This window comes from Marinobacter lacisalsi (assembly GCF_042651045.1).
Lineage (GTDB): Bacteria > Pseudomonadota > Gammaproteobacteria > Pseudomonadales > Oleiphilaceae > Marinobacter > Marinobacter lacisalsi.
The window spans coordinates 156,327-181,715 of record NZ_JBHSDI010000012.1 but is presented as its reverse complement, the minus strand read 5'-3'; the positions used below and the strand labels follow the sequence as shown (position 1 = coordinate 181,715).

The 25,389-nt window shown below is 60.8% G+C and carries 17 protein-coding genes and 1 pseudogene; 6 read left to right on the top strand and 12 right to left on the bottom strand.

Annotation, left to right across the window (positions count from 1 at the left end; translation table 11 throughout):
* Positions 1 to 35: 35 nt before the first annotated feature.
* Entirely contained in the window at positions 36 to 614 is a 579-nt protein-coding gene (locus tag ACFOZ5_RS09320; RefSeq protein WP_379886770.1) for a DUF2845 domain-containing protein, read from the top strand.
* On the opposite strand, the gene ACFOZ5_RS09315 is transcribed toward ACFOZ5_RS09320, so the two are convergent.
* Both ACFOZ5_RS09315 and ACFOZ5_RS09310 read right to left on the bottom strand, forming a co-directional pair.
* Positions 615 to 1,853, bottom strand: a complete 1,239-nt coding sequence (locus ACFOZ5_RS09315; protein ID WP_379886769.1) for a transporter substrate-binding domain-containing protein — start codon at positions 1,851 to 1,853, stop codon at positions 615 to 617.
* Positions 1,854 to 2,104: 251 nt separating this feature from the next.
* Complete coding sequence (locus tag ACFOZ5_RS09310; RefSeq protein ID WP_379886768.1) at positions 2,105 to 3,637, bottom strand: cryptochrome/photolyase family protein; 1,533 nt, start codon at positions 3,635 to 3,637, stop codon at positions 2,105 to 2,107.
* 164 nt (positions 3,638 to 3,801) lie between these two features.
* Between ACFOZ5_RS09310 and hemN the strand changes: the two genes are divergently transcribed.
* Complete coding sequence (gene hemN, locus ACFOZ5_RS09305) at positions 3,802 to 5,214, top strand: oxygen-independent coproporphyrinogen III oxidase (RefSeq protein WP_379886767.1); 1,413 nt, start codon at positions 3,802 to 3,804, stop codon at positions 5,212 to 5,214.
* A 106-nt stretch (positions 5,215 to 5,320) separates the two neighbouring features.
* On the top strand, positions 5,321 to 7,096 hold the full coding sequence (locus ACFOZ5_RS09300) for an acyl-CoA dehydrogenase C-terminal domain-containing protein (protein ID WP_379886766.1): 1,776 nt from the start codon (positions 5,321 to 5,323) through the stop codon (positions 7,094 to 7,096).
* A gap of 41 nt (positions 7,097 to 7,137) precedes the next feature.
* On the opposite strand, the gene ACFOZ5_RS09295 is transcribed toward ACFOZ5_RS09300, so the two are convergent.
* Complete coding sequence (locus tag ACFOZ5_RS09295; RefSeq protein ID WP_379886765.1) at positions 7,138 to 9,162, bottom strand: methyl-accepting chemotaxis protein; 2,025 nt, start codon at positions 9,160 to 9,162, stop codon at positions 7,138 to 7,140.
* A 283-nt stretch (positions 9,163 to 9,445) separates the two neighbouring features.
* Between ACFOZ5_RS09295 and ubiU the strand changes: the two genes are divergently transcribed.
* The gene (gene ubiU, locus ACFOZ5_RS09290) at positions 9,446 to 10,441 is read left to right on the top strand and encodes a ubiquinone anaerobic biosynthesis protein UbiU (RefSeq protein ID WP_379886764.1); all 996 of its coding nucleotides are present in this window, start codon (positions 9,446 to 9,448) and stop codon (positions 10,439 to 10,441) included.
* A gap of 12 nt (positions 10,442 to 10,453) precedes the next feature.
* Positions 10,454 to 11,344 (top strand): U32 family peptidase, encoded by an 891-nt coding sequence (locus tag ACFOZ5_RS09285; RefSeq protein WP_379886763.1) that lies wholly within the window; start codon positions 10,454 to 10,456, stop codon positions 11,342 to 11,344.
* 6 nt (positions 11,345 to 11,350) lie between these two features.
* Here the strand turns inward: ACFOZ5_RS09285 and ACFOZ5_RS09280 are convergent, their stop codons facing one another.
* Genes ACFOZ5_RS09280 through ACFOZ5_RS09265 form a run of 4 tightly spaced genes read right to left on the bottom strand, consistent with a single transcriptional unit; the run spans position 11,351 to position 16,912 of the window.
* Positions 11,351 to 11,821, bottom strand: coding sequence for a cytochrome c (locus tag ACFOZ5_RS09280; RefSeq protein ID WP_379886762.1), 471 nt, complete (start codon positions 11,819 to 11,821; stop codon positions 11,351 to 11,353).
* Between the two features lie 48 nt (positions 11,822 to 11,869).
* Positions 11,870 to 14,971, bottom strand: a complete 3,102-nt coding sequence (locus ACFOZ5_RS09275) for an efflux RND transporter permease subunit (RefSeq protein ID WP_379886761.1) — start codon at positions 14,969 to 14,971, stop codon at positions 11,870 to 11,872.
* Positions 14,968 to 16,290, bottom strand: coding sequence for an efflux RND transporter periplasmic adaptor subunit (locus tag ACFOZ5_RS09270; RefSeq protein WP_379886760.1), 1,323 nt, complete (start codon positions 16,288 to 16,290; stop codon positions 14,968 to 14,970). Before ACFOZ5_RS09270 ends, ACFOZ5_RS09275 begins: the two co-directional genes overlap by 4 nt.
* On the bottom strand, positions 16,274 to 16,912 hold the full coding sequence (locus ACFOZ5_RS09265; RefSeq protein ID WP_379886759.1) for a TetR/AcrR family transcriptional regulator: 639 nt from the start codon (positions 16,910 to 16,912) through the stop codon (positions 16,274 to 16,276). The genes ACFOZ5_RS09270 and ACFOZ5_RS09265 overlap by 17 nt, the downstream gene beginning before the upstream one ends.
* 504 nt (positions 16,913 to 17,416) lie before the next feature.
* On the opposite strand from ACFOZ5_RS09265, the gene ACFOZ5_RS09260 reads away from it, so the two are divergent.
* Positions 17,417 to 17,779, top strand: coding sequence for a DUF488 domain-containing protein (locus tag ACFOZ5_RS09260; protein WP_379886758.1), 363 nt, complete (start codon positions 17,417 to 17,419; stop codon positions 17,777 to 17,779).
* Here ACFOZ5_RS09260 and ACFOZ5_RS09255 read toward each other — a convergent pair.
* From ACFOZ5_RS09255 to ACFOZ5_RS09235, 5 genes and pseudogenes are all read right to left on the bottom strand, one after another.
* Positions 17,776 to 18,954, bottom strand: coding sequence for a trans-sulfuration enzyme family protein (locus ACFOZ5_RS09255; RefSeq protein WP_379886757.1), 1,179 nt, complete (start codon positions 18,952 to 18,954; stop codon positions 17,776 to 17,778). The two genes, ACFOZ5_RS09260 and ACFOZ5_RS09255, sit on opposite strands and share 4 nt — an antisense overlap.
* A 51-nt stretch (positions 18,955 to 19,005) precedes the next feature.
* On the bottom strand, positions 19,006 to 19,491 hold the full coding sequence (gene ubiT, locus ACFOZ5_RS09250; RefSeq protein WP_379886756.1) for a ubiquinone anaerobic biosynthesis accessory factor UbiT: 486 nt from the start codon (positions 19,489 to 19,491) through the stop codon (positions 19,006 to 19,008).
* A gap of 126 nt (positions 19,492 to 19,617) precedes the next feature.
* A complete protein-coding gene (locus ACFOZ5_RS09245) occupies positions 19,618 to 22,527 on the bottom strand; it encodes an EAL domain-containing protein (RefSeq protein ID WP_379886755.1) in 2,910 nt (969 codons plus the stop codon).
* A gap of 254 nt (positions 22,528 to 22,781) precedes the next feature.
* Positions 22,782 to 23,442 (bottom strand): annotated as a pseudogene (narL, locus tag ACFOZ5_RS09240) (two-component system response regulator NarL).
* A gap of 48 nt (positions 23,443 to 23,490) precedes the next feature.
* Positions 23,491 to 25,347 (bottom strand): HAMP domain-containing protein, encoded by a 1,857-nt coding sequence (locus ACFOZ5_RS09235; protein WP_379886754.1) that lies wholly within the window; start codon positions 25,345 to 25,347, stop codon positions 23,491 to 23,493.
* Positions 25,348 to 25,389: the final 42 nt, after the last annotated feature.

Genomic DNA, 25,389 nt, shown 5'->3' with positions numbered 1-25,389 from the left:
GACGGGGTCCGTTTATGGTGGGATTGCATTGTTACATGCGCGCAGCTTCTCCTTGGCAGGCTGTCTGTCTGACAGCTCTGGCATCGCTGTCTACGGCGACTCATGCCAGCATTCGCTGTGGCGCCTCGCTGGTGGATATCGGTGACTGGCCGGTGGAAGTGGAAGAAAGCTGCGGCAAGCCGGATTACATCGCCACTTATCCCTCTGCCACCATCCCCGGTATCGGCGTGGTGGAAGAGATGGAGCACTGGTATTACAACCACGGCCCGAGCCAGTTCATGCGCCGGTTTGAATTCCGCAACGGTAAACTGCAACGGGAGGAAAGCCTGGGCTACGGGTTTTCCGGCGACAGCCCGGGTCCCTGCTCGCCGTCGGCCATCGGTGCTGGCACCAGCGAGTTCGAAGTGGTATCCCGCTGCGGTGAGCCACTGTCGAGCCGGGTTGAATGGTCGGCGATGTCGGCCCCTGGGGAGTACCGTCATACCGGCACGGTTCAGGGTGTGGTGCCGGTCCAGGAATGGCTGTACGACTTTGGCCGGAACCAGTTCCGCCGTGTGGTGGTGCTGAAGAACGGGCGGGTGGTCAGGCTCGAGAAAGCGGACAAGCCGCAATAGTTACTCCACCGGGAGCAGGTACTGGCTACGCAATATATGTTCGATGTTCAGGCCCAGGGCCACGCCACCGATAAACTGCCCGGTGTCCGGATCGTGTACCGGCATCGAGGCGATTACCTGGAACTCCTGGGCTGACGGGTCGAAGCGTACCGGGCCCAGATAGAGCGCATCGCTGCCCTTGCCGGCAATGGCTGTGAATTTGCGCTCGTCACCCTGCCAGTAGTCGGAGGTCAGCACGCTGATGGCAACGTTGGCCCCGACGGTATCCATCACCAGGATTTCGGTCACCCCACCGCCCTGCTCATATTGCCACTGAGCCAGTTTTACGCTCAGCCGGGAGCTCAATATTTCCGCTGCTTTTTCCGATGCCCGATAGGGCGCCTGCTCCTGCCAGCGCTCGTCGAGTTCGAGAATACGGCTCAACTGGGCGGGTGGTTCGGGATCCTTAAGATAGGCCGGAAGATGGTAAGCCGCCACCAGCTCATTCATCAGGGCGCGGGCTGCGGTCGTCGCGGATGCCCTTTCCTTTTCGCTCAGCTCGAATCCGCCGTTCATGCATTCCGCTATATGGCCATTGAACTCATTCAGGAACGACGGGTTGGCGGCGGCGAAGGGCAGGGTGACGTACAGGCTGAGGGGCGCAAAGCGCACGAAACGGCTGTGCAGGTTGTCCGGGTTGTTGTCCTTGTGCTGCTGTAACGACATGACCCGTTCGTCCATCAGCACGGCATCAACCCGTCCTCTTTCCAGCAGGGCCAGTAATTGCTCAGGGTAGGTGACGGTAAGCGCAGTGCCGTATCGGCTCTGTTCGAGCCAGATGGCTTCGTTGCTGCCGGCGATGGTGGCTATGCGGGCCCGGGAAAAATCCTCTATTGGCGCGAGGGAGTAGAAATACCATTTCTCCAGAGCGACCGGGGCGGTGGGCTGTGCAAACCGGTTCAGCAGATCGGATTCGTCCACAGCGAAGTAGCCATCGATAAGATGATTCTGCAGACCATGCAGGGCGCGGTTCTGGGGGACGATACGGATCCGGGTCTGCCAGTCCATGATGTTGGCCACACAGCGGACCGTTTCCACCGTTGTGCCGAATGGTCGTTGAAGGCTACCCTCAGCCGGAGGAGGCCTGTCCTGATAGGGGGGTGAGTGGAACGTATACAGGTTCAGTGTGCGTGCATCGGCGCTGGCGCCAGGCAGTCCGCAGAGCGGCAGGGCAAGCACGAGGCAGAGCAGGTACTTCATGGCGACATCGGTTCCGTTGATCCACTTACCTGCGGCGGCATACAGCGATCGGATGACGCCACGGGAAAAACAGTGTGTTGTGGGTGGCCTTTGACTTTCCTGGATGACATACCCGGATGCTTTTACAGCATAGTTCAACTTGCGGGAAGCGACCGCCAGACTTCTGGTGTTCCGTCTGGTTAGTTCGCTGACCTCCTGCTTGACGCCGGAAACGCCAAGTCTGTGGACTGGGGCCTTGACCAAACGGCACACTAAAGCGTTTCCAGATGGGCGAGCAGCCAGTCGCCGCGTTCAAGGGTAGCCTTCCTGCGATCCTCATCCTGCCGCTGCCAGTTCCGGTACATCATCCTCATCCGCGGGTTATTGTCAAAGTCCTTCCGGTGACGATCCATGAAGTGCCAGTACAGGGCATTGAAGGGGCAGGCATCGTCTTCGGTGGTGCGGTTGACGTTATAGGCGCACTGGCTGCAGTGGTCCGACATCCGGTTGATGTACTTGCCGCTGGCGGCGTAGGGCTTTGAGCCCAGGTAGCCGCCGTCGGCGTGCATGACCATGCCCAGGGTGTTGGGTAGCTCGACCCAGTCGTAGGCGTCCACATACACCGCCAGATACCAGTCGCAGATGTCCTCAGGGCGCACGCCCGCCAGCAGGGCAAAGTTGCCTGTGACCATCAGGCGCTGGATGTGGTGGGCGTAGCCGTTGCGACGGGTGCTGTCGATGGCCCGCTGCATGCAGCGCATATGGGTGTCGCCACTCCAGTAGAGCCAGGGCAGGGGGCGCTGGTTGCCCAGGCGGTTTTCCCGGGCGTAGTCCGGCATTCTCAGCCAGTAGATGCCCCGCACGAACTCCCGCCAGCCGAGGATCTGGCGCACGAACCCTTCCACCGCATTGATCGGGGCCTGGCCGGTGTACCACGCCCGAGCCGCAGCCTCGCAGACCTCCATGGGCTCCAGAAGGCCGCAGTTCAGGTAGGGGGACAGGATGGAGTGGAACAGCCAGTCTTCGTCGTCCGACATGGCGTCCTGATAGTCGCCGAAGCAGGGCAGGGCAAAATCGATAAAGTGGTCCAGCGCTGCCCGGGCATCATCGGCAGTGACCGCAAAATGGAAGTCTTCGGTGGTGCCGAAGTGGCTGCTGAAGTGGGTTTCCACCAGGTCGATGACGTCACGGGTAAGCTGGTCGGGTTCCACCCGGAACGGGGCGGGTGCCGGTGGTTTGCCAGTCCATTTGCGGCGGTTATCGCCATCGTAGTTCCAGTGACCACCCTCGGGGTCTCCCTCCGGCGTCATCAGTAGGCCCGTCTTGCGGCGCATCTCCCGGTAGAAGAACTCCATGCGCAGTTGTCTGCGACCTTCTGCCCAGCGGGCGAACTCGTCCTTGCTGGCCAGAAACCGGGTATCCGGGCGGATTTCCACCGGGACGCCCATTTGCTTGTGCCACTGGCGGATCTGGGCATCCAGCCGGTACTCGCCGCATTCGGTGGTGACCACTTTTTCGGGGTTGAGCTGTCCTGCCACTTCCTGAACGACCTGCGCCAGGCTCTGGCATTGGCTGGCAGGGTCGTATTGGTGATAGTGAACCTGAAAGCCGCGATCCTCCAGTTCCCGGGCGAAGTGCCTCATGGCGCTGAATATCAGCACCAGTTTCTTCTTGTGGTGGTTGGTGTAACTGGCCTCATCGTGCACTTCCGCCATTACCACGAGGTCTTTGCCGGGGGCGGCATCCTCCAGGGCGCTGAGGGTGTGGCTGAGCTGGTCGCCGAGGATCAGTATCAGGTTGGCCATGGATCGGGTACGCCTATTACCAAAGGGATAGTGAAAGTACGCCATTAGTCCGAGGGTGGTTCAGGCCAGGCCGGAGTAAACTGTAACTGACGTTGATCAATATCCGGTGAAGGTGCTTCGCCTAGACTGGGTACTGCCTGTCCATTGCCAATTGAGTACCTGATATGCCCGCTTCCCTGGCTACTGCCGAGTCTGTCCTTCCCGCCTTTATCTGGGACGATGCCCTGATCCGCCGTTACGACCTGAGCGGCCCCCGGTACACGTCCTATCCCACGGCCGTGGAGTTCACGCCGGAATTCCGGGCAACGGACATGGTGCGGGCCGCGGAACGCAGCCGCGCGGCTGGCGGACCGGTCTCGCTGTATACCCATCTGCCGTTCTGTGCCCACCTGTGCTACTACTGCGCCTGCAACAAGGTGATCACCAAGAAGCGTGACAAGGCCATGCCCTACGTGGAGCGGGTGCTGAAAGAAGCGGCCATGCAGTCGAAGCTGTTCGGCGCTGACCGGCCGGTTCAGCAGTTGCACTGGGGCGGCGGCACACCTACCTTCCTGCCGAAGGATGTGATGGAGCACCTGATGGCCGGTTATGGCGAGTTGTTCAACCTGGAAACCGGCGACGAGCGGGACTACAGCGTGGAGATCGACCCCCGGGAAGTGGACGACGATACCCTGCCAACCCTGTGGAAACTGGGCTTCAACCGTATCAGTCTGGGCGTGCAGGACGTGAATCCCGAAGTTCAGAAGGCGGTGAACCGCATCCAGCCCCGGGAAATGACCGAGGCGGTGCTGAACGAGGCACGCCGCATCGGCTTCCGGTCCATCAACCTGGACCTGATCTACGGGCTGCCCTACCAGACCCCGGAAAGCTTTGCCGAGACCCTGGAGTCGGTACTGGAGATGTCACCGGACCGGCTCTCGGTGTTCAGCTATGCCCACCTGCCGGACCGGTTCTATCCCCAGACCCGGATCCAGGGTGACACGTTACCCAGCCCGCAGCAGAAGCTGACCATCCTGCACAACACCATCAATCGTCTGCTGGAGGCAGGCTACGAATACATCGGCATGGACCACTTCGCCAAGCCGGATGATTCCCTGGCGGTGGCCCAGCGGGAAGGGCGCCTGCACCGTAACTTCCAGGGATACACCACCCACTCAGACTGCGATCTGGTGTCGCTGGGGGTTTCGGCTATTGGTCAGACCGATGATGCCTACTTCCAGAACAACCATGACCTGCCGGCCTGGGAGCAGGCGATCGACGCGGGTGAGCTGGCCACCATCCGTGGCGTGGCCCTGACCCGTGACGATCAGGTGCGTCGCTGGGTGATCGGCCAGTTGATCTGCCAGTTCCGGCTGGACCGGGAGCAGCTTCAGGCAGCGTGGGGCGTGGAATTCGATGGCTATTTTGCCGATGAACTGTGTCGCCTGCGGCCGATGATTCAGGATGAGCTGGTTGCCGATGACGGGCGCGTGCTGCAGGTCCAGCCTGCTGGCCGCTTGCTGATCCGGGCGATTTGCCAGATTTTCGATCTGTACCGCAAGGAAGGCGCATCCCAGCGGTTTTCCCGTATCATTTGAGGCGTTACTGAACCGGCTGAATCAAACGCCCGTATGAATCCTCAGTTAATCCATTCGTGGTGCGCTTTGCCCCACCTAGACGCGATTGTGCTGAGGAGTAGAACCCATGCAATACCAGGCGCCTGCAAGTGACCTTCGTTTTCTGTTGTTCGATGTACTGGGTGTTGGCCGGCTCCACGAGCTTGAGGCCTACGCGGACGCAACGCCGGACCTGATCTCGGCGGTTATTGATGAGGCCGGCAAACTGGCGGCGGAGGTGATCCAGCCCACCAATCAGGTGGGTGACCGTCAGGGTTGTCACTACGATCCGGAAACCCGCAGTGTAACCACTCCCGAGGGCTTCAAAGAGGCCTATCGCAAGTTTGCGGAGGGTGGCTGGACTGCCCTAGATGCGCCACTGGAGTTCGGCGGGCAGGGGCTGCCACATACCCTCAAGTTTGTAGTGGACGAAATGGTCTGTTCGACCAATCTTTCTCTGGGCATGTATCCCGGGCTGACCCATGGCGCCATCAGCGCACTTTACCGGCATGGCTCCGATGAACTGCGCCAGACCTATCTTGAGAAACTCATTTCCGGCGAATGGACCGGCACCATGTGCCTGACCGAGCCCCAGTGTGGTACTGATCTGGGCATGATCCGCACCCGCGCCACGCCCAATGAAGATGGCAGCTATGCCATAGAGGGCACCAAGATCTGGATTACCGGCGGCGAGCACGACCTGGTGGACAACATTGTCCATCTGGTGCTGGCGAAACTGCCGGGCGCCCCGGATACCACCAAGGGCATTTCGCTGTTTGTGGTGCCCAAGTTCCTCCCCGACAGTGGTGAGCGTAACCCGGCGTTCTGTGGAGGCCTGGAACACAAGATGGGTATCAAGGGCTCGGCCACCTGTGTGATGAACTTCGAAGGTGCCAGAGGCTGGCTGGTGGGCGAGCCGAACGACGGCATGCGAGCCATGTTCACCATGATGAACGAAGCCCGGCTGATGGTCGGTATGCAGGGGCTCGGCCTGGCGGAAATGGCATACCAGGAAAGCCTTGGTTTCGCCCGGGAGCGGCTGCAGAGCCGCTCCCTGAGTGGTCCGAAAAACCCTGAAGGCCCCGCTGACCCGATCATCGTGCACCCGGATGTGCGCCGGATGCTGATGCGCCAGAAAGTCCTTAACGAGGGCATGAGGGCCATGGCACTGTTTACCGGTCACCAGCTTGACCTGTCGGTGGCCCATGGTGACGAGAGCGTCCGGGAAACCGCCGATAACCTCGTCCAGTTGCTGACCCCTGTGGTCAAGTCCTTCCTCACTGATGAGGGGTTCAACAACGCCAACACCGGGCTCCAGGTACTGGGGGGCTCGGGCTTTACCACCGACTGGCCGCTGGAACAACTGGTCCGGGACGGTCGGATTGCCAGAATCTACGAAGGCACCAATGGCATCCAGGCCATGGATCTGGTGGGGCGAAAGCTTGGTCTCAAGGGCGGAGCCCTGGTTCGTAGCCTGTTCGCAGAGTTGACTGGCTACCTGAAGGACAATCCGGACGCGCCTCACCGGGAAGAGCTCAAGGCCGCCATCAGACGTCTCGAAACGGCGACCATGTGGCTGGCCAGTCATGCCCCGAAGGACCCAGAGCAGGCCGGCGCAGCCGCAACACCCTACCTGCGATTGATGGCACTGACGGTGATTGGCTATCTCTGGTCCCGTATGGCCGCTGCTGCCCAGCTGGGGCTGGACAAAGGTACCGGCAATACGCCGCTGCTGGAAAGCAAGCTGATCTCGGCGCGCTTCTATTTCGAGAAGCTGTTGCCGGAGACTGACTGGCTGCTGAAGGACATTGAAAGTGGCAAGGGCAGTGTAATGGCGTTTTCGGACGACCACTGGACCGCCTGAGAACAGAAAGGGGACCTGAGGGTCCCCTTTTTCCTGTCAGTTCAGGCGGTGGTCACCCTGAACTCATTGGCCAGGTCCTGCAGTGCCCGGGCCAGGCGGGCCTGCTCGGTGGTGACCTGGGTGATCTCCTGTGATCCGGTGAGGGTCAGGATGGCGGACTCGCTGATGCTCTCCATATTGCCGGCCAGTTCGCGGGTGACCGAAACCTGTTGCTCTGACGCCGTGGCTATTTGTGTTGCCATATCGGAAATGCCGTTCACATCCAGAAGGATATCGGCAAAGGTCTGTTCCATCTCTGATGCCTGCTCGCTGGTCTGATTCGCCAGCTTGTGACTGGCGCTTATGGAACGGCTGGCGCTGTCGGTAATGTCTCTGAATCCGTTGATGATTTCCTCGATCTGCGTGGTGGACTCATGGGTCTGTTGAGCGAGGGTTCGGACTTCATCGGCCACCACAGCAAAGCCACGGCCATGCTCGCCGGCCCGGGCGGCTTCGATGGCGGCGTTGAGGGCCAGCAGGTTGGTCTGGTCTGCCACTTTGCGGATGACATCTACCACGTCGCTGATGGTGCTGCTGCGGTTTTCCAGTTCCTCGATCACCTGGTTTACTTCCTGCACCGAGCCGGCCAGATCGCGGATCTGGCGCACACTGGCGTGCAGTACCTGCTCACCGTTGCGGCTCTTTTCCATGGCGCTGCCAGACGCTTCCGCCACCTGCTGGGTGTTGCGGGAGATTTCCTCCGATGTGGAGGACATTTCCTCGGTGGCGGCCGCAACCTGCTCGATCTGTTGCTGCTGGTCTTTCACCTGCTTGGTGTTCTGGTTGGCGGTGGAACTGGTCTCTTCGGTGGCGGTGGCCAGTTGCACACTGGCCCTGTCGATCTGCGCCAGAGCCTCTCCGAAGCGGCTGAACAGTGTGTTGATGGCCTTGGCAATGGTGCCGGTTTCGTCCTTGCTGGATACCGGAATCTCCCGGGTCAGGTCCTTTTCATCCATGGCGTACTGAACGCCGGTCAGCAATTCGTTCACCTGCCGGTGAATGGCGTGGATGATGAGAGACATCAGAGCGATCACGAAGAGGATGGCGGCCCCGGCGATCACCAACGCACTGATCAGATCGTCTCTTGCCCGACCAACAGCCTTCGCAGCCGCGATCTCAACCCGGGACAGCGTTTCCTGGCGAATAATGTTCAGTGCCTCGATGGCCCGGGTGGACGTTTCAAACCATTCGTTCGCGTCCAGTGCATACATACCGGAAGCACTGCTCAGCAAAGTCTCCCGTTGCGCCTGGAGTGCCTGCACTTCAGTGCCAGCCACAAATCCGCCCAGCCTGCGGTGCAGAGGGTCGTCAGAGGCGAGCATGTCAACGGCATTGCGGTACCAGGCGTCCTGTTGACCTTTCAATGCCGCAGCCCGGCCCACGGCGGGAAGGTCGAAATTACCGGAGCGGATCAACGCAGCGCCAGCGGCACGCTCTCTGCCGGCCATTTCGGAGGTTTGCGCCAGGGCGTAGTAGGCATTGATCTCGCGGGTGAGCGCGGCATCTGTGGAGCGACGGACCAGCAGGGGGACCCTGTCGATGATCTCGGTGATCAGTCCGGTATAACGCTTGCCGGCCTCGGCGCCGTTCAGGTCCCGACGGTCAACGTCCTGCCGGAGGGCGTTCAGGCGGTTCAGCTCAGTATCCAGGCGTTCAATACTCCCGGTAACGATGTCATCAAGATCCGTCTCAGCCCGCAGTGCCTGGACTTCTGAACGATAGTCAGACAGGGCGCTGTTGGCCTGCTGACGCTGGTTCCCCAGTATTCGTCTGGCTTGCTGCTCGGCTTCGGACCCCGGCTCGGCAGCCAGCATCACAGCCGAGCGGCCTCGTTCTTTCTGCAGGGCTTCCACCAGGGGATCACCGATTTCGGCCAGCTTCACCATGGCCTTTAACTGGCTCATGTTCCGGTACTCGGCGGCATCTTCAGTAATGCTGATAATGGCAAAGAAAATGATGACAAGAAGCGCCGGCAACACCAGGGTGATCAGCTTGCCGCGCATGGATAGGTTATTGATGACGTTCATGAGACTGCCCCTTCCTTAAGTCTTGCCGCCATTGTGGGTGAGGGTGCCAGGGGTTGGTATCGGCACCATGGGGTAAACGAAGAGGTAGTTTCTGAATGAAAGGATGTGTAACGCCTTGTTATATCTTTGAATATAAAGATAAAAATTCCTGATAGGGGATAACCCGTAGGGTACTACCATATGGGTAATCCGTAGCCCCTCACCGCTGTGCTGATAACGGTCAAGGCGTCGCCCATGCGGAAAGGATAGGGTCTCCGGAAATATTCAGTTTCCGGAGAACACCATGGAACTTGTCTGCCCCGCCGGCAGTCTGCCCGCCCTCAAAGCGGCTGTAGATAATGGTGCCGATGCCGTCTATCTCGGTTTTCGGGACAGCACCAACGCCCGTCAGTTTGCCGGCCTCAACTTCAATGACAAACGGGCTTCCGAGGGCATTGCGTATGCCCACGCCAAAGGCACCCGGGTGTTCTGTGCCATCAATACCTATCCCCAGCCCCAGGGTTGGCAGACGTGGACGTCCGCGGTTGATCGTGCCGCCAGCCTGGGGGTGGATGCCGTTATACTGGCCGATATGGGGCTGCTGGATTATGCCGCCAATCGCTACCCGGACCTGCCCCGGCACCTGTCCGTACAGGGCTCGGCCACCAGTTATGAGGCGCTCCGGTTCTACAAGGACAACTTCGATATTCGCCGGGCGGTGTTACCCCGTGTGCTTTCCCTCGATCAGGTCAAAGGTGTGGCAAAACACAGCCCGGTGGAGCTGGAGGTATTTGCCTTCGGCAGCCTCTGCATCATGGCCGAAGGCCGGTGTTACCTGTCGTCGTATCTCACCGACGAGTCCCCCAACAGCAAGGGCGCCTGCTCGCCGGCCAAGGCCGTGCGATGGGAGGAAACCGGCGATGGCAGCCTGGAATCCCGCCTCAACGATGTGCTGATCGACCGTTACGCCCGGGGCGAGTCGGCCGGTTATCCAACGCTGTGCAAGGGCCGGTTCGACGTGGAAGGCGACATCTACCATGCCATTGAGGAGCCGGTCAGCCTGAACACCCTGGATTTGCTGCCGGAACTCAAAGCCCTGGGCATCAGCGCCGTCAAGATCGAAGGCCGCCAGCGCAGCCCGTCGTATATCGCCGATGTGGCCCGCACCTGGCGCCAGGCGCTGGAGCGGTTGGAAAGGGGGCCGGAATTCGCCGTCGACCCAGCCTGGCAATCCACCCTCGCCGGGTTGTCCGAAGGTGGGCTCACCACATTGGGCGCTTACCATCGCAAGTGGAAATAAGGTGCTGAGATCATGATGAAATTATCTCTGGGCCCCATCCTGTGGTTCTGGTCCAAACAAAGTGTTTTTGATTTCTATGCGAAGGCAGCCGAATGGCCGGTGGATACCATTTATCTGGGCGAGGTGGTGTGCTCTCGCCGGCGGGAGCTGAAACCGGATGACTGGCTGGACCTGGCCCGGGACCTGAAGGCCTGCGGCAAGGATGTGGTGCTCTCCACCCTCACACTGATCGAATCAGAAGCGGATCTGCGTCGCCTGCGCCGGTTCTGCGAGCAGGACGAGTTCCTGGTGGAAGCCAACGACCAGAGTGCCCTGCAGATGGCCATCCGGAATGACCTTCCGTTTATCACCGGCCCCTCCATGAATATCTACAATACGGCCACCCTGAAAATCCTGGCCCGCCAAGGGCTGCAAGGCTGGAATCTGCCGGTTGAACTGGGCAAGGAAACCCTTGAACAGCTCATCAGGGAGTTGGAAGCCGAAGGGCTGGACCTGCCCGCAGAGGTGTTTTCCTGGGGGTTCCTGCCCCTGGCCTGGTCTTCCCGCTGCTTTACCGCCCGCCATTACAACCTGCCCAAGGATAACTGTGAGTTCCGCTGCCTGGAGCATCCGGATGGTATGGAGCTGCGCTCCCGTGAAAGCCAGGAGCTGTTCCGGCTCAACGGGACCTCGACCCTGTCAGGTTCCCGTTATGACCTGATGCGGGAGTTACCGGATATGGCGCGTATGGGGGTAGGCACGGTGCGCCTGAGCCCGGAACACCAGGGTATGGATGAGGTGGTGCAGCGCTTTGATCAGGTACGCCAGGGTATAGTGCCGGCCACCGACCCGCTGCAACTGGTAGAGGCACCGCCCTGCAACGGGTACTGGTATGGCAGGCCCGGTATGGACCTGGTGGGCTGATCCCGCTCAGTCTTTAATGGCTTGAACGCCCGGGAAACGGTCGGAAACGTAGGTGCTGTGGCACTGGATGCAGTTCCGTGTCATCTCGCCAAACAGCTTTTGCTGTTCGTCCGTATCTTCGGTCCGGCCCGCCTCCGCCAGTGCGGCGGCAAGCTCGTGGAACTCCTGGTCCAGTTTTACGAAATCCTCGGGCACGGCGGACATCAGGTCTTTACGGTCCTGGTCGGTCATGGACTGAGAGAGGATGAAACTGTCGTGGATCTGCTGGGCGTTCTCGGCAACATCCTCATGCTGGCCCATGACCATGGCAGAATGAATCGTGGTCATGGCAGCCTGTACGGAGCGCATTTCTTCTTGTAACAGCCGACTCAGTTTATCGGTGAGCTTGGGGGTAACGGGCTCTGCCGCAAGTGAGCTGGTTGAGAGTGACAGGCCCAGCAGCAAGGCTGTCAGCAACTTTCCACTTCTGGTCGTCATTTCATTGATTCCTTTTACTTGCAGGTTTTAGGCACCATAGCAGTGACGCTATGCTTTGTCAGGGACGGGTGCTTTTGCCCACCCCAAATCCTCAAGAATCCCATAGAGTGCCGGCAAGGCAATCAGGATCAGCACGGTGGACACCAGCAGGCCGAAAACCACGGATATCACCAGTGGAATCACTGCCATGGCCTGGGTGCTGGTTTCCGCCAGCAGTGGCAACAAGCCCGCTACGGTGGTGCTGGTGGTAATCAGGATGGCCCGGAAGCGGGCCCGGCTGGCGGCACCGGCAGCTTCCTGTGCACTCATGCCCTGTTCCCGGTAGCTCTTGATGAACTGCACCAGCAGGATGGCGTTGTTCACCACTATCCCGGCCAGTGAAGCGGCACCAATCAGTGACGGCATGGACAGGTTGTAGCCCATCAGCAGGTGGCCCCAGACGGCTCCCATAAATGCGACCGGAATGGCCAGCATCACAATGACCGGCTCCAGGTAGCTGCGGAACTGGAAAGACAGGATCAGGAAGATCCCCAGCAGGCCGATCAGCAAGCCTCGGGCGATGGACTGGCCGGTTTCCCGGGAGCGGGCGGTCTGGCCTTCTACCTGCAGGGTGATTTCCGGCCATTGCTCCTGAAGTTTCGGGAATACCTGGCTCTGTAAATCCGCCACGATGGCATCGGCGTTGGTTGTCCGGCCGTTCACATCGGCAGACACGGTGACCGTGCGCAGGCCGTCAATCCGGGTCACCTGAGCCCACTGGCGTTCCTCGGTTATATCGGCCACCTCCCGCAGGGGCACCATCTGGCCCTTGCCGGTGGTGATCACGGTGTCTTCCAGAAACTGGCGGGTATTGCGCTCGGCGCTGGTCTGGCGCACCAGGATTTCGATGTGCTGATCGCCAATCTGCACCGTATCCACGATATCCCCGAGCAGCCCGGTTCGAATCTGGCTGGCCACGTCGGATGCCGTCAATCCGAGCGACAGGGCGCGGTCGTTCAGCGACAGGGTGCGCTGGGGCTTGCCGGGGCGAAGATCATCCAGCACGTTGAAGGTGCCGTTATAGGTGGCAACTTCGTCGCTCAGATACCGGGCCGCGGCCTTCAGCTCATCCAGGTCAGTACCCTGCAGGCGCACTTCAATGGGAATGCCCGCGGGGCCGAAACCGGGTTCCTGGATATTGAGGGCGATCAGGCCGGGGATGTCTCCGATCTCTTCATACCAGCGGTCGGTGAGGGTAGCCAGGTCCACGGTGCGCAGCTCCGCGGTCAGCAGATCGGCCATCACCGTGGCCACGTGGGCGCCTTTCTCGCCGGCACCGGCGTGCTGGTTGAAGCGGGTCTGGATGTTCTGTACCAGGACTTGCTGGTCGGGCTGGTCTGGCGTGTATTCCTCGTTGAGTTGGAGCATGGCCGAGGTGATGCGTTCGGCAATGGCCCGGGTCTGGTGCAGGGGCGTGCCCTGGGGCATCAGCACCCGGGCTTCCAGTACATCGCCGTCGATTTCCGGCATGGCTTCCATACGCACATGGCCGCCGGCCATCAGCCCCACCGAGCCCAGCAGTATCAGCAGCATAGCGGCCAGTACGCCGTAGCGGAACCGGATAGCGCGGTCGGCAAGTTGCCCCACTTTCTCCCGGACGTTTTCAAAACCGTTGTCGAAGGCGGAACGAAAACGGGAAGGGGCCTTCTCGCGTCTCTTGCCCAGGCCGCTTTTCAGGTGGTGAGGCAGTATCCAGAAGGCTTCGATCAGCGAGGCGGCCAGCGCCGCAATCAACACCACCGGCAGTACCTCCAGCACCGCGCCCAGCTCTCCGGCCAGAAACGCCAGCGGGATGAACACGGACACCGTGGTCAGGAAGGAGGAAAGGACCCCTGGCAGAATCTCCTGGGTTCCTTTGGCGGCCGCCTCCAGCGGGCTGTTGCCGTCGGCGTGCCACTGGGCAATGTTGTCGGTGATGACCACCGAATCGTCCATCACAATACCGATGGCCATAAGCAGGGCCACCAGGGTAATCATGTTCAGGGACAGGCCGGTGAGGGCCATCACCACAAAGGCCCCGGCAAAGGCAGCGGGCAAGCCAAACAGGGCCCAGAAGGCGAGGCGGGGGCGGAAGAACAGGGCCATCACCAGGCCCACCAACAGCAGACCGGTAATACCGTTGCCCACCAGCATTTGCAGGCGGTCCTTCACAATCGAGGTCATGTTCTGGGTAATTTCCAGCTCGACATTGCCGCCACGGCGGGCTTTTTCCTCGTCGATAAAGGCTTCCAGGGAATCCATCACCCGCAGGGCATCGTCATGGCGGTTTTTGTGGATCTCCAGAACGATGGCGCGCTGGCCGTTGAAATCCACCCGTTCCTCTTCCCGTTCGTGAGCTTCGGTGATGGTGGCAATGTCGCCCAGCGTCAGCACAGCGCCGGCTTCTCCACCGATCACAGGCAGTTCGGCCAGGGCCTGCAGGGAGCGGCGTTCATCCATAAACCGCAGCTGGATGTCCTGGCTGTCGGTCTCGATAGTGCCCAGGGGCATGTCCAGGTTCTGGCTGTTGATGGCCCGGGCAATATCGCGCACGCCCAGGCCATACTGGCGCAGAAGGTCCCGGGACACTTCGATGTGCCACTGGCTTTGGGACAGGCCCACGGGAATCACATCGGCCACCCCGTCCATGGCGAACAGGCGGTCTTCCAGTTGACTGGTGTAGGCTTCCAGGTGAGAGAAACTCATGGGCCCGTAAACCGCGATTGCTGCAACCAGGCTGGTGCGGTAAAGCTCCTGGATGACGGGGTCTTCGGCTTCTTCGGGCAGGTCGGTCAGGGCTTCGATTTCCGTGCGGATATCGTCCAGGAACCGGCCCATATCACCCCGGGGTTCCATGCTGGCAATGGTCTGGGCCTGGTTATCCCGGGCGCTGCAGGAAACCTCCTTCATGTAATCCACCCGCTGTAGCGCTTCACCCAGCCGCTGGCAAATGGCTTCCTCTACATCCGCGGCGGTGGCGCCCCGGTATTCCATCGTAATGCTGACTTCCGGCGGCAGATAGTCCGGAAAGGTTTCCCGGGTCAGGTTGGGCGCGGCGAACAGGCCTACTGCCAGAATCAGGATCAGCAGCAGGTTACCGGCGGTCGGGTGCCCCGCGAACCAGCGGATCATGGCTGATCTCCCGGGGCCAGCGGGGTGCCGTCGATGGCAGGAACCAGGTCATCCAGAACCAGCCGGTCTCCCGGTGCCAGTCCGTCATCGATAATGACATCTTCACCTTGTTGCCAGGCGACAGACACTGGCTGGCGCTGCAGGCGGTTGTCCTCGTCAGCAAGGTACACCACACCCTGATGCACCGCGCTGGCCGGGATGACGATGACGGGCTCCGGAGTCTGCGCGGTAATGCTGGCCTGCACAAACATGTTGCGGACCAGGGGCGGGCGTGCTGGCGGATTGGCGTTGCGGTAGGGTTCGTCTACAGAAATAACAGCCTGGACGGTGCGGGTGGCCTGGTCCAGGCTACTGGTGACCCGTGTGAGTTTGCCGGGCCAGTGGGCATCCGGCACGTTGGTGGGGGTTACCCGGATATCAAGCTCGCCCAGGGGCAATTGATCATGAAAGTCGGTGAAGTGGTTGGTGGAACCCGTTTCCGGCAGGCTGCCCCCGGACAACTGCGACAGCACCCGGCGCAGTTCCGCCACTTCCAACTGCACGGTGGCTTCGGCGCGGGTGATATCGTCGGCAATAAACAGTGTCTGCCCGGGGCTGACATGCTGGCCGGTGTCGATGTTGGCCTGGTGTACCCGCAGATCCCAGGGCGCTTCGAAACGGGTGTCGTCCAGGTCTTCCCGGGCACTGGCCAGGGCAGATTCCGCCCGGGCCATGCGGGCTTGCAGGGTGTCACGCCGGACCGGAACCAGGTTCAGCTGGTTGCGCAGGGTCTGGACCGCCTGCTCCTGTTGCAGGGTGGCTCGTTGCTGCTCGTCGTAGCGGGTTTGCGACAGGGCACCCCGCGCCACCAGGGTTTCAGCCCGGTCCAGCTCCCGCCGGGCCAGTGTTAACCGGCGTTCTTCCAGCTTGAGTAACTCGTCGGTATTGCGCTCTTCCTGGTCCAGTTGTCGCAGCTCCGCTTCAATGCCGGCCAGGTCCGCGCTGGCGGAGGCTTCGGCCAGTTCATAGCGGGTCGGGTCGATCTCAAGCAGCCGCGTGCCCTCTGGGATCAGATTGCCGCTTTCCAGCTCCGGGTGTTTCCAGATAACCCGGCCACCCACGTTGGCCACCGCATTCCAGCTTCGGGCCGGCAGCACCTGACCATACCCGCGGGCTTCGGTACGGAACTCACGGGGCGTGACTTCCATAATCCGCACCGGCGTTGCGGTTGCCTGTGCCTCGACTCTTTCCGGTGGCTGTTTCAGCCTTACCATGATCACCACAAAGGCAATGCCAACAATCAGGGCCAGCGCCAGAGTCAGTTTATTTTTCCGGGTCATCGGGCATCTCCTGGAAGCTGGCGCTGTAAAGTTTGAAGATTCGGGGAGCAGTCTGCTCAAGGGCAGCCATTTCGCCACTCACCATGCCCTGAACCACCAGCCCCTGAATGGCGCCGAGGTACAACACCGCCGCCGCTTCGGTATCGATACCGGCGGCTATGCGCCCCTGTTCGATGCCGAGCTCGAGTAAACCGACTACCTTTTTTCGGTAGCGGGCAAGTGTCTGGCGGACGATGGTTTTTGCGGGGCCGTTGCCGGGTTTTTGCAGCTCTCCCAGCATCAGGCGGGGGATGCCCGGGTGCCGGGCGATAAAGCCCACGTGGGCAAGGAACATAGCTTCCAGGGCTCTGTCAGCGTGTTCATGCCGATCTGCCTCCCGGAACACCTGGCTGGTCAGCTGCTCCGAGACCCAGCCTGCCACTGATTCCCACAACCGGTTCTTGTTCGGGAAATGCTTGAACAGCGCGCCCTGCGACAGTCCCACTTCATCCGCAATCCGGGCGGTGGTCAGGGTGGCCGGGTCCTGTTCGGCACACAGCTGAACAACCGCCTCGATGGTGGCGGACTGGCGTAGTTCGGTGCTTTGGTAGGTGCGTTTATCGGGGGCTTTTACGGTTGCCATTGGATTTTCTCTAAAAGAAAGTAATCAATTGCTTTATTTTGGTGGCTGAATGCCGATTATGCAAGAAGCAAGGTGAGCGAGCCGTGGTTCATGGTGTAGGTAAAAGCCGTTTGGAGGATACGACTAAGGGAGACTGGGCAGGCGCTTGCATCGTGAATTCTTCGATATGCGCTGAGCGCCCGCCGCACTGGTATGAGGGGTTGCCGGTTACTCCGGCCGGGTGACGCTGACCACCTTCAGGTGCAGGGGTTTACGGCCCTTTACCGGCCACTCGATGCTGTCACCGATGCTCAGGCCGATCATGGCCGCGCCCGCCGGGGCCAGTAAAAGCGCAAATGGATTTGCCGGGTTCTCCGTGTAACTACTGCGGTCGCCTTGTTTCTATGCCTGAGAGCAAACCGTGGGTGTCCTGTTGGCCAGGTTTTCCTGCATTCGCTCTACTTTTTGAAACCCTCTGCATCCGGGACTAGGCTGGAAAGTCCACCTATATCCGGGAGCGCGCCTATGGAAATTCGCCTGAAACGAGCCTACGACACCGCCGCACGCTCGGACGGCCCACGGGTGCTTGTGGATCGTATCTGGCCCCGAGGAGTCGCCAGGGAAGAGGCTGATATAGCCTACTGGCTGAAAGGGCTGTCGCCGTCCACCGAGTTGCGGAAGTGGTTCGGCCACGATCCGGAAAAATGGCAGGCGTTCCGGGAACGATACCTTCGGGAGCTGACTGCTGAAGACGCCCGCGAAGATCTTGGAAAGCTCAAAAAACTGCTTGAAGAGCACAACCGTATTACGCTGGTGTTTGCCGCGAAAGATACCAAACATAACAATGCGGTAGCGCTACGGGACTTTATTCTGGATGACCGGCTCTAGTGTCCCGACAGGGCCTGCTCCAGGTCGTTGATCAGGTCACTGGCATCTTCCAGTCCCACCGAAAGCCTTAGCATACCGTCGGTGATACCCTGCCGTGCGCGCTCCTGCGGACTTATGCCATGGTGACTGGTGGCACAGGGCTGGCTGACCAGGCTTTCCACCCCGCCCAGGCTGGTAGCCAGAAGGAACACCTTCAACCGGTCGGCGACCGCTGCTGTCTGCTTGCGGCTGGCTGCCAGCTCAATGGTCAGCATCCCGCCGAATCCCGCCATCTGCCGGGCCGCCAGGGCGTGGCCGGGGAAGGTCTCCAGGCCGGGGTAGAGCACCCTGTTAACCGCCGGGTGGGTTTCCATGGCTTTGGCTAGTGCCAGCGCATTCTCGTTATGCTGGCGGATGCGCGCGGGCAACGTGCGCAGGCTGCGGGACAGCAGGGCGGCGGTTTCCGGGGACAGCAGCTGCCCCAGGTTCTTGCGCCAGGCGGCGACCTGTTTGGCCAGGGGCTCCGACGTCATCAGGGCTCCGGCTGTCAGGTCGCTGTGCCCGCCCAGGTATTTGGTCGCACTGTGGAGTACCAGGTCGGCGCCCAGCTCCAGGGGGCGCTGGTTGATTGGCGAGGCGAAGGTGTTGTCGACGGCCAGCAGGGCGCCCCGGCTGTGGGCGCGGCGGGCCAGGTCATGGATATCGAGAATGGCCAGGGTGGGGTTGGCCGGGGTTTCACAGAATACCAGCATACCGGGCTCGACCAGGGCAGCATCCAGCTGGTCCAGCTCGTGTGCCCGCAGGAAAGTGACCGGAATACCCAGCGGCTGGCAATGGTTGACCAGCAGGTTCTGGGTGCCACCGTACAGGTCGCCCATGCAGACAATGCCCTTACGACCGTGGGCCAGCAGGGTGGCCGAGATCGCCGCCATGCCGGAGGCGAAGGCGAGCGCAGCGCCGGCGCTTTCCAGTGCCGCCAGGCCCTGTTCCAGCTCCCGGATAGTCGGGTTGGTGCCCCAGCGAGTGTAGAGGTAGCCGTCTTCACGGCCTTCAATCACATCCAGTAGTGCTTCCGTATCGGCAAAGCGATAGGTGGTGGTGTTGTACACCGGCGAGTAGGGACTTCCAAAAGGGTCCTGGTGGCGACGGTTGTGGATGATGCGGGTGGCGTTCCCGTACTTGTGGTCGGTAGGCATGGCTGTTCCGGAAGCTGGGTAGTGAGGTGCCAAGTTTACCGGGGAAACGCCTTACTTCCCAAAGGTTCCCGGCAGTAACTGCCAGTTCAGGCTGTCCAGCAGGTTCTTCACGCCGAGCCCGAGCTCGGTATCGCCTTCGATGATCAGCCGGCGCTGGAAGAAGAGCTGGTCCGGGTCCAGCTTCCGTCTGGCGAGTTCACGAAAAGCGGACCAACTGCCCCGGATGGTGGCCTCGCCCGGTCCGTCGACCATTCTCAGCCTGCCCTGCCAGAACCCCAGCGTGATGCCGGGTTGCCCGCCATCAATCTCCAGCCGGAGTGTGCGCCCCTCGAAATCGTCGAATTCTCCCTCAGCAATGGCGGTTGCAAACACCCGGTTCAGGGGCAGTTCGGCCATCAATTGCTTCAGCGCATAGGGAGTATGCCGCTCGGCACGGCGGATCAGCGGGGCGGGTGAGGGAGCGAATTCCCTGATGACCTGCAGGCACTGGCCTGACAGGGCGTTGGGAATACTCGGTTTTGGCAGGACTGGAAGCATGGTGTTCTCCGGGCCATTGGTCCCGGACAGGGTAGTTCAGTACGGCAATTTTTTGATTGATTTCCGACAACTACAGCCCTGCCGGTGTCCCCTTGGTATGCGGACCCCGGTGCCAGTCGACTGGCATCAGTGTTCAGAACCGATACGCTTGCGCAGGCGTTGCTGGAAGGGATCCGCAGGCTCCGGGCGGGCGAACAGGTAACCCTGGAGTTGATCGCAACCGCAGGCGATGAGCTCGTCAACCTGTTCCTGTGTTTCAACCCCTTCGGCGACGACCTTGGCCTGGAAAGCATGGGCCATGGCTATGGTGGCCTTTGCAATGGCGGCATCGCCGGCGTCGTCAAGCATGTCTCTGACGAACTGGAGATCGATCTTGATCTTGTCGAAGCGGAAGATCTTCAGGTAACTGAGACTGGAGTAGCCGGTTCCGAAATCGTCGGCCACCAGCCTGACGCCCATTTCCCGTATCTCATCAAGCACATCCCGGGCGACGAGTGGGTTGGGCAGCAGGCTGCCCTCCGTTAGCTCCAGCTCCAGTACGCCGGGGTCCAGCCCGCTGTCGTCCAGGGCGGTTCTGACCAGGTCCACCAGGGACCGGCCACGCAGCTGGTTGGCGGAGATGTTCACCGAGATAAAGGTCAGGTCACAGCCAGCAGATCGCCAGGCTTGAGCCTGCAGACAGGCCTGTTTCAGAACCCATTCGCCAATCGGCACAATCAGCCCGGTTTCCTCGGCAATGGGAATGAACTGGGCCGGCGACACCAGGCCCCGGTCCGGGTGGTCCCAGCGCAGGAGCACTTCGCAACCGACCAGAGCCAGGTTCCGGGCGTTGACGATGGGTTGGTAGTAAAGTTTCAGCTGATTCAGCTCGAGCGCCTGGCGCAGGTCCAACTCCAGGTCGAGACGCTGGTTGGCCTTCAGGTTCATTTCGCGATTGTAGAAATGGTAGCAGTTCTTGCCCGACGCCTTGGCCTGGTACATGGCGCTGTCGGCATGCATCAGCAGGGTTTCGGCGTCATTGCCGTTGGTGGGGTACAGGCTGACCCCGATGCTGGTGGTGATAATATGCTGGCGACCGGGCAGACTGATCGGACGATGCAGGGCCTCGGCCAGCCCATGGATGATTCTGGCGGCATCGTCCGGGGTTTTCAGGTTCTCCAGAATGCAGGCAAATTCATCGCCACTGAGCCGTGCCTTGGTATCGCTGCTACGAAGCTGGGCGTCCAGCCGGCGGGCGATTTCACACAGCAGGGCGTCACCGGCGGAATGCCCCATGGTGTCGTTGACCAGTTTGAAGTTATCCAGGTCGATGAACATCACGGCCGTCAGGTTGCCTTCGCGATCGGCATGGCGCATGGCCTGCTTCAGGCGATCCTTGAACAGGACCCGGTTGGCCAGGCCGGTCAGCGAGTCGTGGGTAGCCCGGCGCAGCAGTTCAGCTTCGTGCTCCTTGCGCTCACTGATGTCGCGGGCGATGGTCGAGAAGAACTGCAATTCCCCCTTCTTGCCCGGATGGGCAATCAGCAGCTGCGACACCGGTATCTCGGTTCCGCTCCGGTCCCGGAGGTTCATCTCGCCGTGCCAGAGGCCTGTACTCAGGGCCGAGGGGATAGCCCCCGAGCGCAGTACCTTGCGGGCGTGGGGGGTGAGCAGGTTTTCGAACTCATGACTGGTCAGGGGAGCCTGATCGGATATCCCCAGCAAATGGCGCCCCGCGGGGTTGAGATAGACCAGCTCGCCGTTCATGGTGAAAATGGCGGTTACATCTGGCGTCATGTCCAGGATGGTGAGCAGTCGCTGGCGATCGGATTCAGTTTTCAGGCGTTCAGATATGTCCCGGATAACCGCGATCACTCGCTCATCGTCCCCAATCCGCACCGGGCTCAGGCTGATTTCCAGGGGGACTTCGCTGCCGTCACCGCGCCGGCCCAGCACCACCGATCCCCGTCCCATGGAACGCGGGCCCGGATGCGACGAATAGTCTTTCACATAGTGCCGGTGGCGGCTGCGAAGTCGATCCGGAAGCAGGTCGTCCACATTGCTGGAGAGAAGCGTTTCCCGCGGGTAGGCAAAAATCTGTTCAGCCTCGCGGTTTACCTTGAGGATGCGACCGCCAAGATCACTGATGACGATGCCGTCGGCTGCAGCCTCGAAAAGGCTTTCCGACGTTTCCTCTGCCCGGCGGGCCGCCAGGGCCTCGGCCTGAAGGTCGGCAATCAGGTGCTCAGTGCGGACGTTGGTGTTATTGAAGGCATTGACAAGCTCGCCGATCTCGTCACGGGCGACATAGTGGCTCTGGCCACGGAAATCTCCTTCACCGGCACGGCGTGTCAGCTCGACAAGGTCCCGCAAGGGGCGTACACCGTGCCGGTAGCCCAAAACCGCGATACCGGCAAGCAGCAGTATGGAAATGCCCTGCAGAGCGTTCTGGGCCCGATCCCGCCAGGCCTGGGCCCGTAGCTGACTGTCCACCAACTGCCGGACCAGCGCCCGGGTCTGCTCGAGCAGGGGTTCTGCCCGGGTTTCCATATAGGTTCTGGCGTCGGCTCTTGCCGGTCCCTCCGAGTCGGCCACAATCCGGGCGGTTGAGCTGTAGCGTTCCCATTCCGAACGGATGGAGCGAATCGCCTTCTGTAACGCCTGTTGATCATCCTTCAGGAACAGCATGGATGGAATATTCTCCACTGCCTTGAGGCTCTCATTGTAGCCGGCAATGGTCGACGTCAGAGGGTCGGTGCTGCACACGGCCAGGTTTCCGGAGGCGGACGGATCCGTATGACAGGCGGCAATAATATAGGCGACCCGCTGACTGAACATGCGTAGTTTGCCGGCTTCGTTGATCTGGGTGGTGAACGCCCTGGTGTGAGTCTGGCTCAGGTGGCTTAGCGCGAAGAAACCCAGCCACAGGATTGAGAACGCCAGTGTAATGAGCAGGAGTTTACGGCCCAGGGTAAGCCTGGGAAGGTGGAATCCGGTGACCGCGGTCAGGTTCGCTGACGATGGCTGTACCGTTGTCGGAGACAGATGGCGACGCATGCCGGACCTCTCTGGATCATGCTGTTTTTCATTATCGTTATTGTCGGTGTCACCGCGGTTTCTCGCGGTTCCGCCAGGGGGCTGTCGAGCTGCGCCTGACAGGCCAGGGCCAGATGGAGGCGGCGGGGTGGAGGACGGAGTAATACTGGGGTTGTGGCCATCTCCATACTCGATTACCGTTTTAAGGGTAACCTTGATGGCCACAACAGGAATTGATTTAGGCTAATAAAAGTAGCGAGTCACCACGGTGGGGGTCAGCCTTTGTGCAGGCCTTCCTCTACGGCCCAGACCGCCACCTCCACGCGGGAGCGAAGGTTCAGTTTCTTCAGCAGGTGCTTGACGTGAACCTTGACGGTGCCATCGCTGATATCCAGCTTTCGGCCAATCATCTTGTTGGACAGCCCCTCGGCAATCAGCCGCAGGATGTCTTTTTCACGGGGGGGTGAGGCTGTCAAAATCGGGCCTTGCTGACTGTTGCGGCTTCTGCGACCTGAGGGCCTGGGCCAACAGCGTCGTAAGGCGGTCACTCATGACCAGTTTGCCCACCGCCGCCTGTTTCAACTGGGCAATCATGTCTTCCGGCTCCATATCCTTCAGCAGGTAGCCATCGGCGCCAGCCCGCAGGGCAGCGACCACGTCATCTTCATGGTCGGATACCGTAAAGATCACAATCCGGGAAGCCACCCCCTGGTCCCGCATCTGCTTCAGCACCTCAATACCGTTCATTTCCGGCATGTTCAGGTCCAGCAGAATCAGGTCGGGCTCAATTTCAGCGGCTTTGCGGATACCGTCCGGGCCGTTGCTGGCCTCTCCAGCCACCTGCATATCATCTTCCATATCAATCAGTTGCTTGATGCCCTGTCGCAAAAGGGGGTGGTCATCAATCAGCAGGATACTGGCAGGTGTCTCGGACATGGTCTCTCTCATTCTCTGGTTGTTTGTATTTGGGTGCCCGGGGCGTACCTAGCTGGCGGTTGCCTGACGGGTCAGAATCATGTGGCGGCTTTTCGGAATAAAGTTCAGGGTCACCTCTACACCGCCGCTGTCGCGATTGGCCACGGTGACCTTTCCGCCGAGGGTGCGGGCGCGGTCCTGAATGATGACCAGGCCATAGTGCTGTGATGGCTGGTCACCACCAGGCAACCCCTTGCCATTGTCCAGTATTCTGACCTGAACCCGTGGGGATTCAAAGAGAACCTCAACCGTTACTTCCGAGGCCTCGGCATGTTTGACCGCATTGGCCAGCCCTTCACGTACGATCTGTAGGGTATGGATCTCCTCGTTGGGCGATAGCGTATTGGGAGGAAGATCATATCTTAGCTGTACCGGCTGCCCCAGGCGTTCACTGAATTCGTCCACCGTTTGCCGCAGCGCTGTCAGCAGGTCTGGCGTGTCCAGCTTCAGGCGGAAGGTGGTCAGCAGTTCCCGCAGCTGGCGGTAGGCGCTGTTCAGGCCAGTGCTCAGCTCCTCGAGAATGGCATCATGGGTCTGTTGCTGCTCGCCGGTGATGTTCAGGCGACGCAGCCGGGCCACCTGCATCTTCAGGTAGGACAGTGACTGGGCCAACGAGTCGTGAAGCTCCCGTGCGATAACTGCGCGTTCCTCCGCCAGGGTAAGCTGCTGCTCTTCGGTAATCTGCTTTTCCAGGAATATGGCTGTGGCGAGCTGGTCGCTGAGGGTTTCCAGCAGCCGGCGGGCGGTCTCTGACAGGCCTTTCTCCACCGGGTACCAGACTTCCAGGGTGCCCAGCAGTTGCCCGGGTGTCCGTATAGGCAACAGCAGGCGGCGCCCGTCGTTGCCCTCGCTGGGCAATTCGTCATAGACCTCCGGCTCCACCAGGCAGGCATTGCAGTGGTGATCACGGCAATAGAAGGGGCGCTCCGCCGTGGCCGTGGTAATGGCCTCCACCGGCTCGCTGGCGTTCCTGTCATGCAGGTACAGGCGGATCGGGCCAATACCCAGCAGGTCTTCCAGTTCCTGCAGCATGGGGATGGCGGCATTACACAGGTCGTGGTTGGAGAACAGAGTGCGGCTGGCACTGTGCAGGAGTTCCAGCGCCTGGTGGCTTTTCTCCAGTTCCCGGGTCTTGGCCCTGGCCTCGGTTTCCAGTTCCCGGTAGCTGAGGGCCAGCTCACTGGTCATCTGATCGAACGCGGTACCCAGGCGGGACAGTTCATCGGCGCCCTGTAGATCGGCCCGCTGGGAAAAGTCCTTGTCGCCGACCGCCGACGCAATGCGGACCAGCTTGCGAAGCGGCTTCAGCACCCGGTTCTTCAGGTCGAGGAAGAGCGCCACGGCAATCAGCACGGAAAATATCAGGCTGATGATCTGGATCACGTGGAGCAGGTCAATGCGCGCCTCGGTGCGCTGTTCGAGCATGGATACCAGGGTGTCTACGTTACTGACATAACTCTCGGTCATGGCGAGCAGCTCCCCGCTGACCAGGAAATCCCCGTCCTGACGCTCGAGGGCAGGGCGCAGCATTTGCCGCCAACTGTTCAGCATGGAGCGATACTGTTGATGCAGCGGGTGGTCAGTGGCCGACGGGATCGTTCTGGTGAGCGCGGACTGGTTCAGCCGGGCTTCGTAGGTGTCCAGATGGGTGGCCAGAGACTGTGCCCCCGTATCAGTCTGACCGGCGGCCTTCGCCAGCAACTGGAAGGCACCCATGCGCAGTGCACCGGCCTGGTTGATGGCGGTGGCGTTGCCTTCAATGCTGCGGGACACCGACAGGGTGGTGGCCATACTCACGATGGCGGTGAGCACGATGGCGCCCACTACAATGGCAATTCGGTTGACCAGGGGACTTCTGGACTTCATTGAACCCTTCTCTGAGGCCGCAGATGCTCAATTGTGCACCTG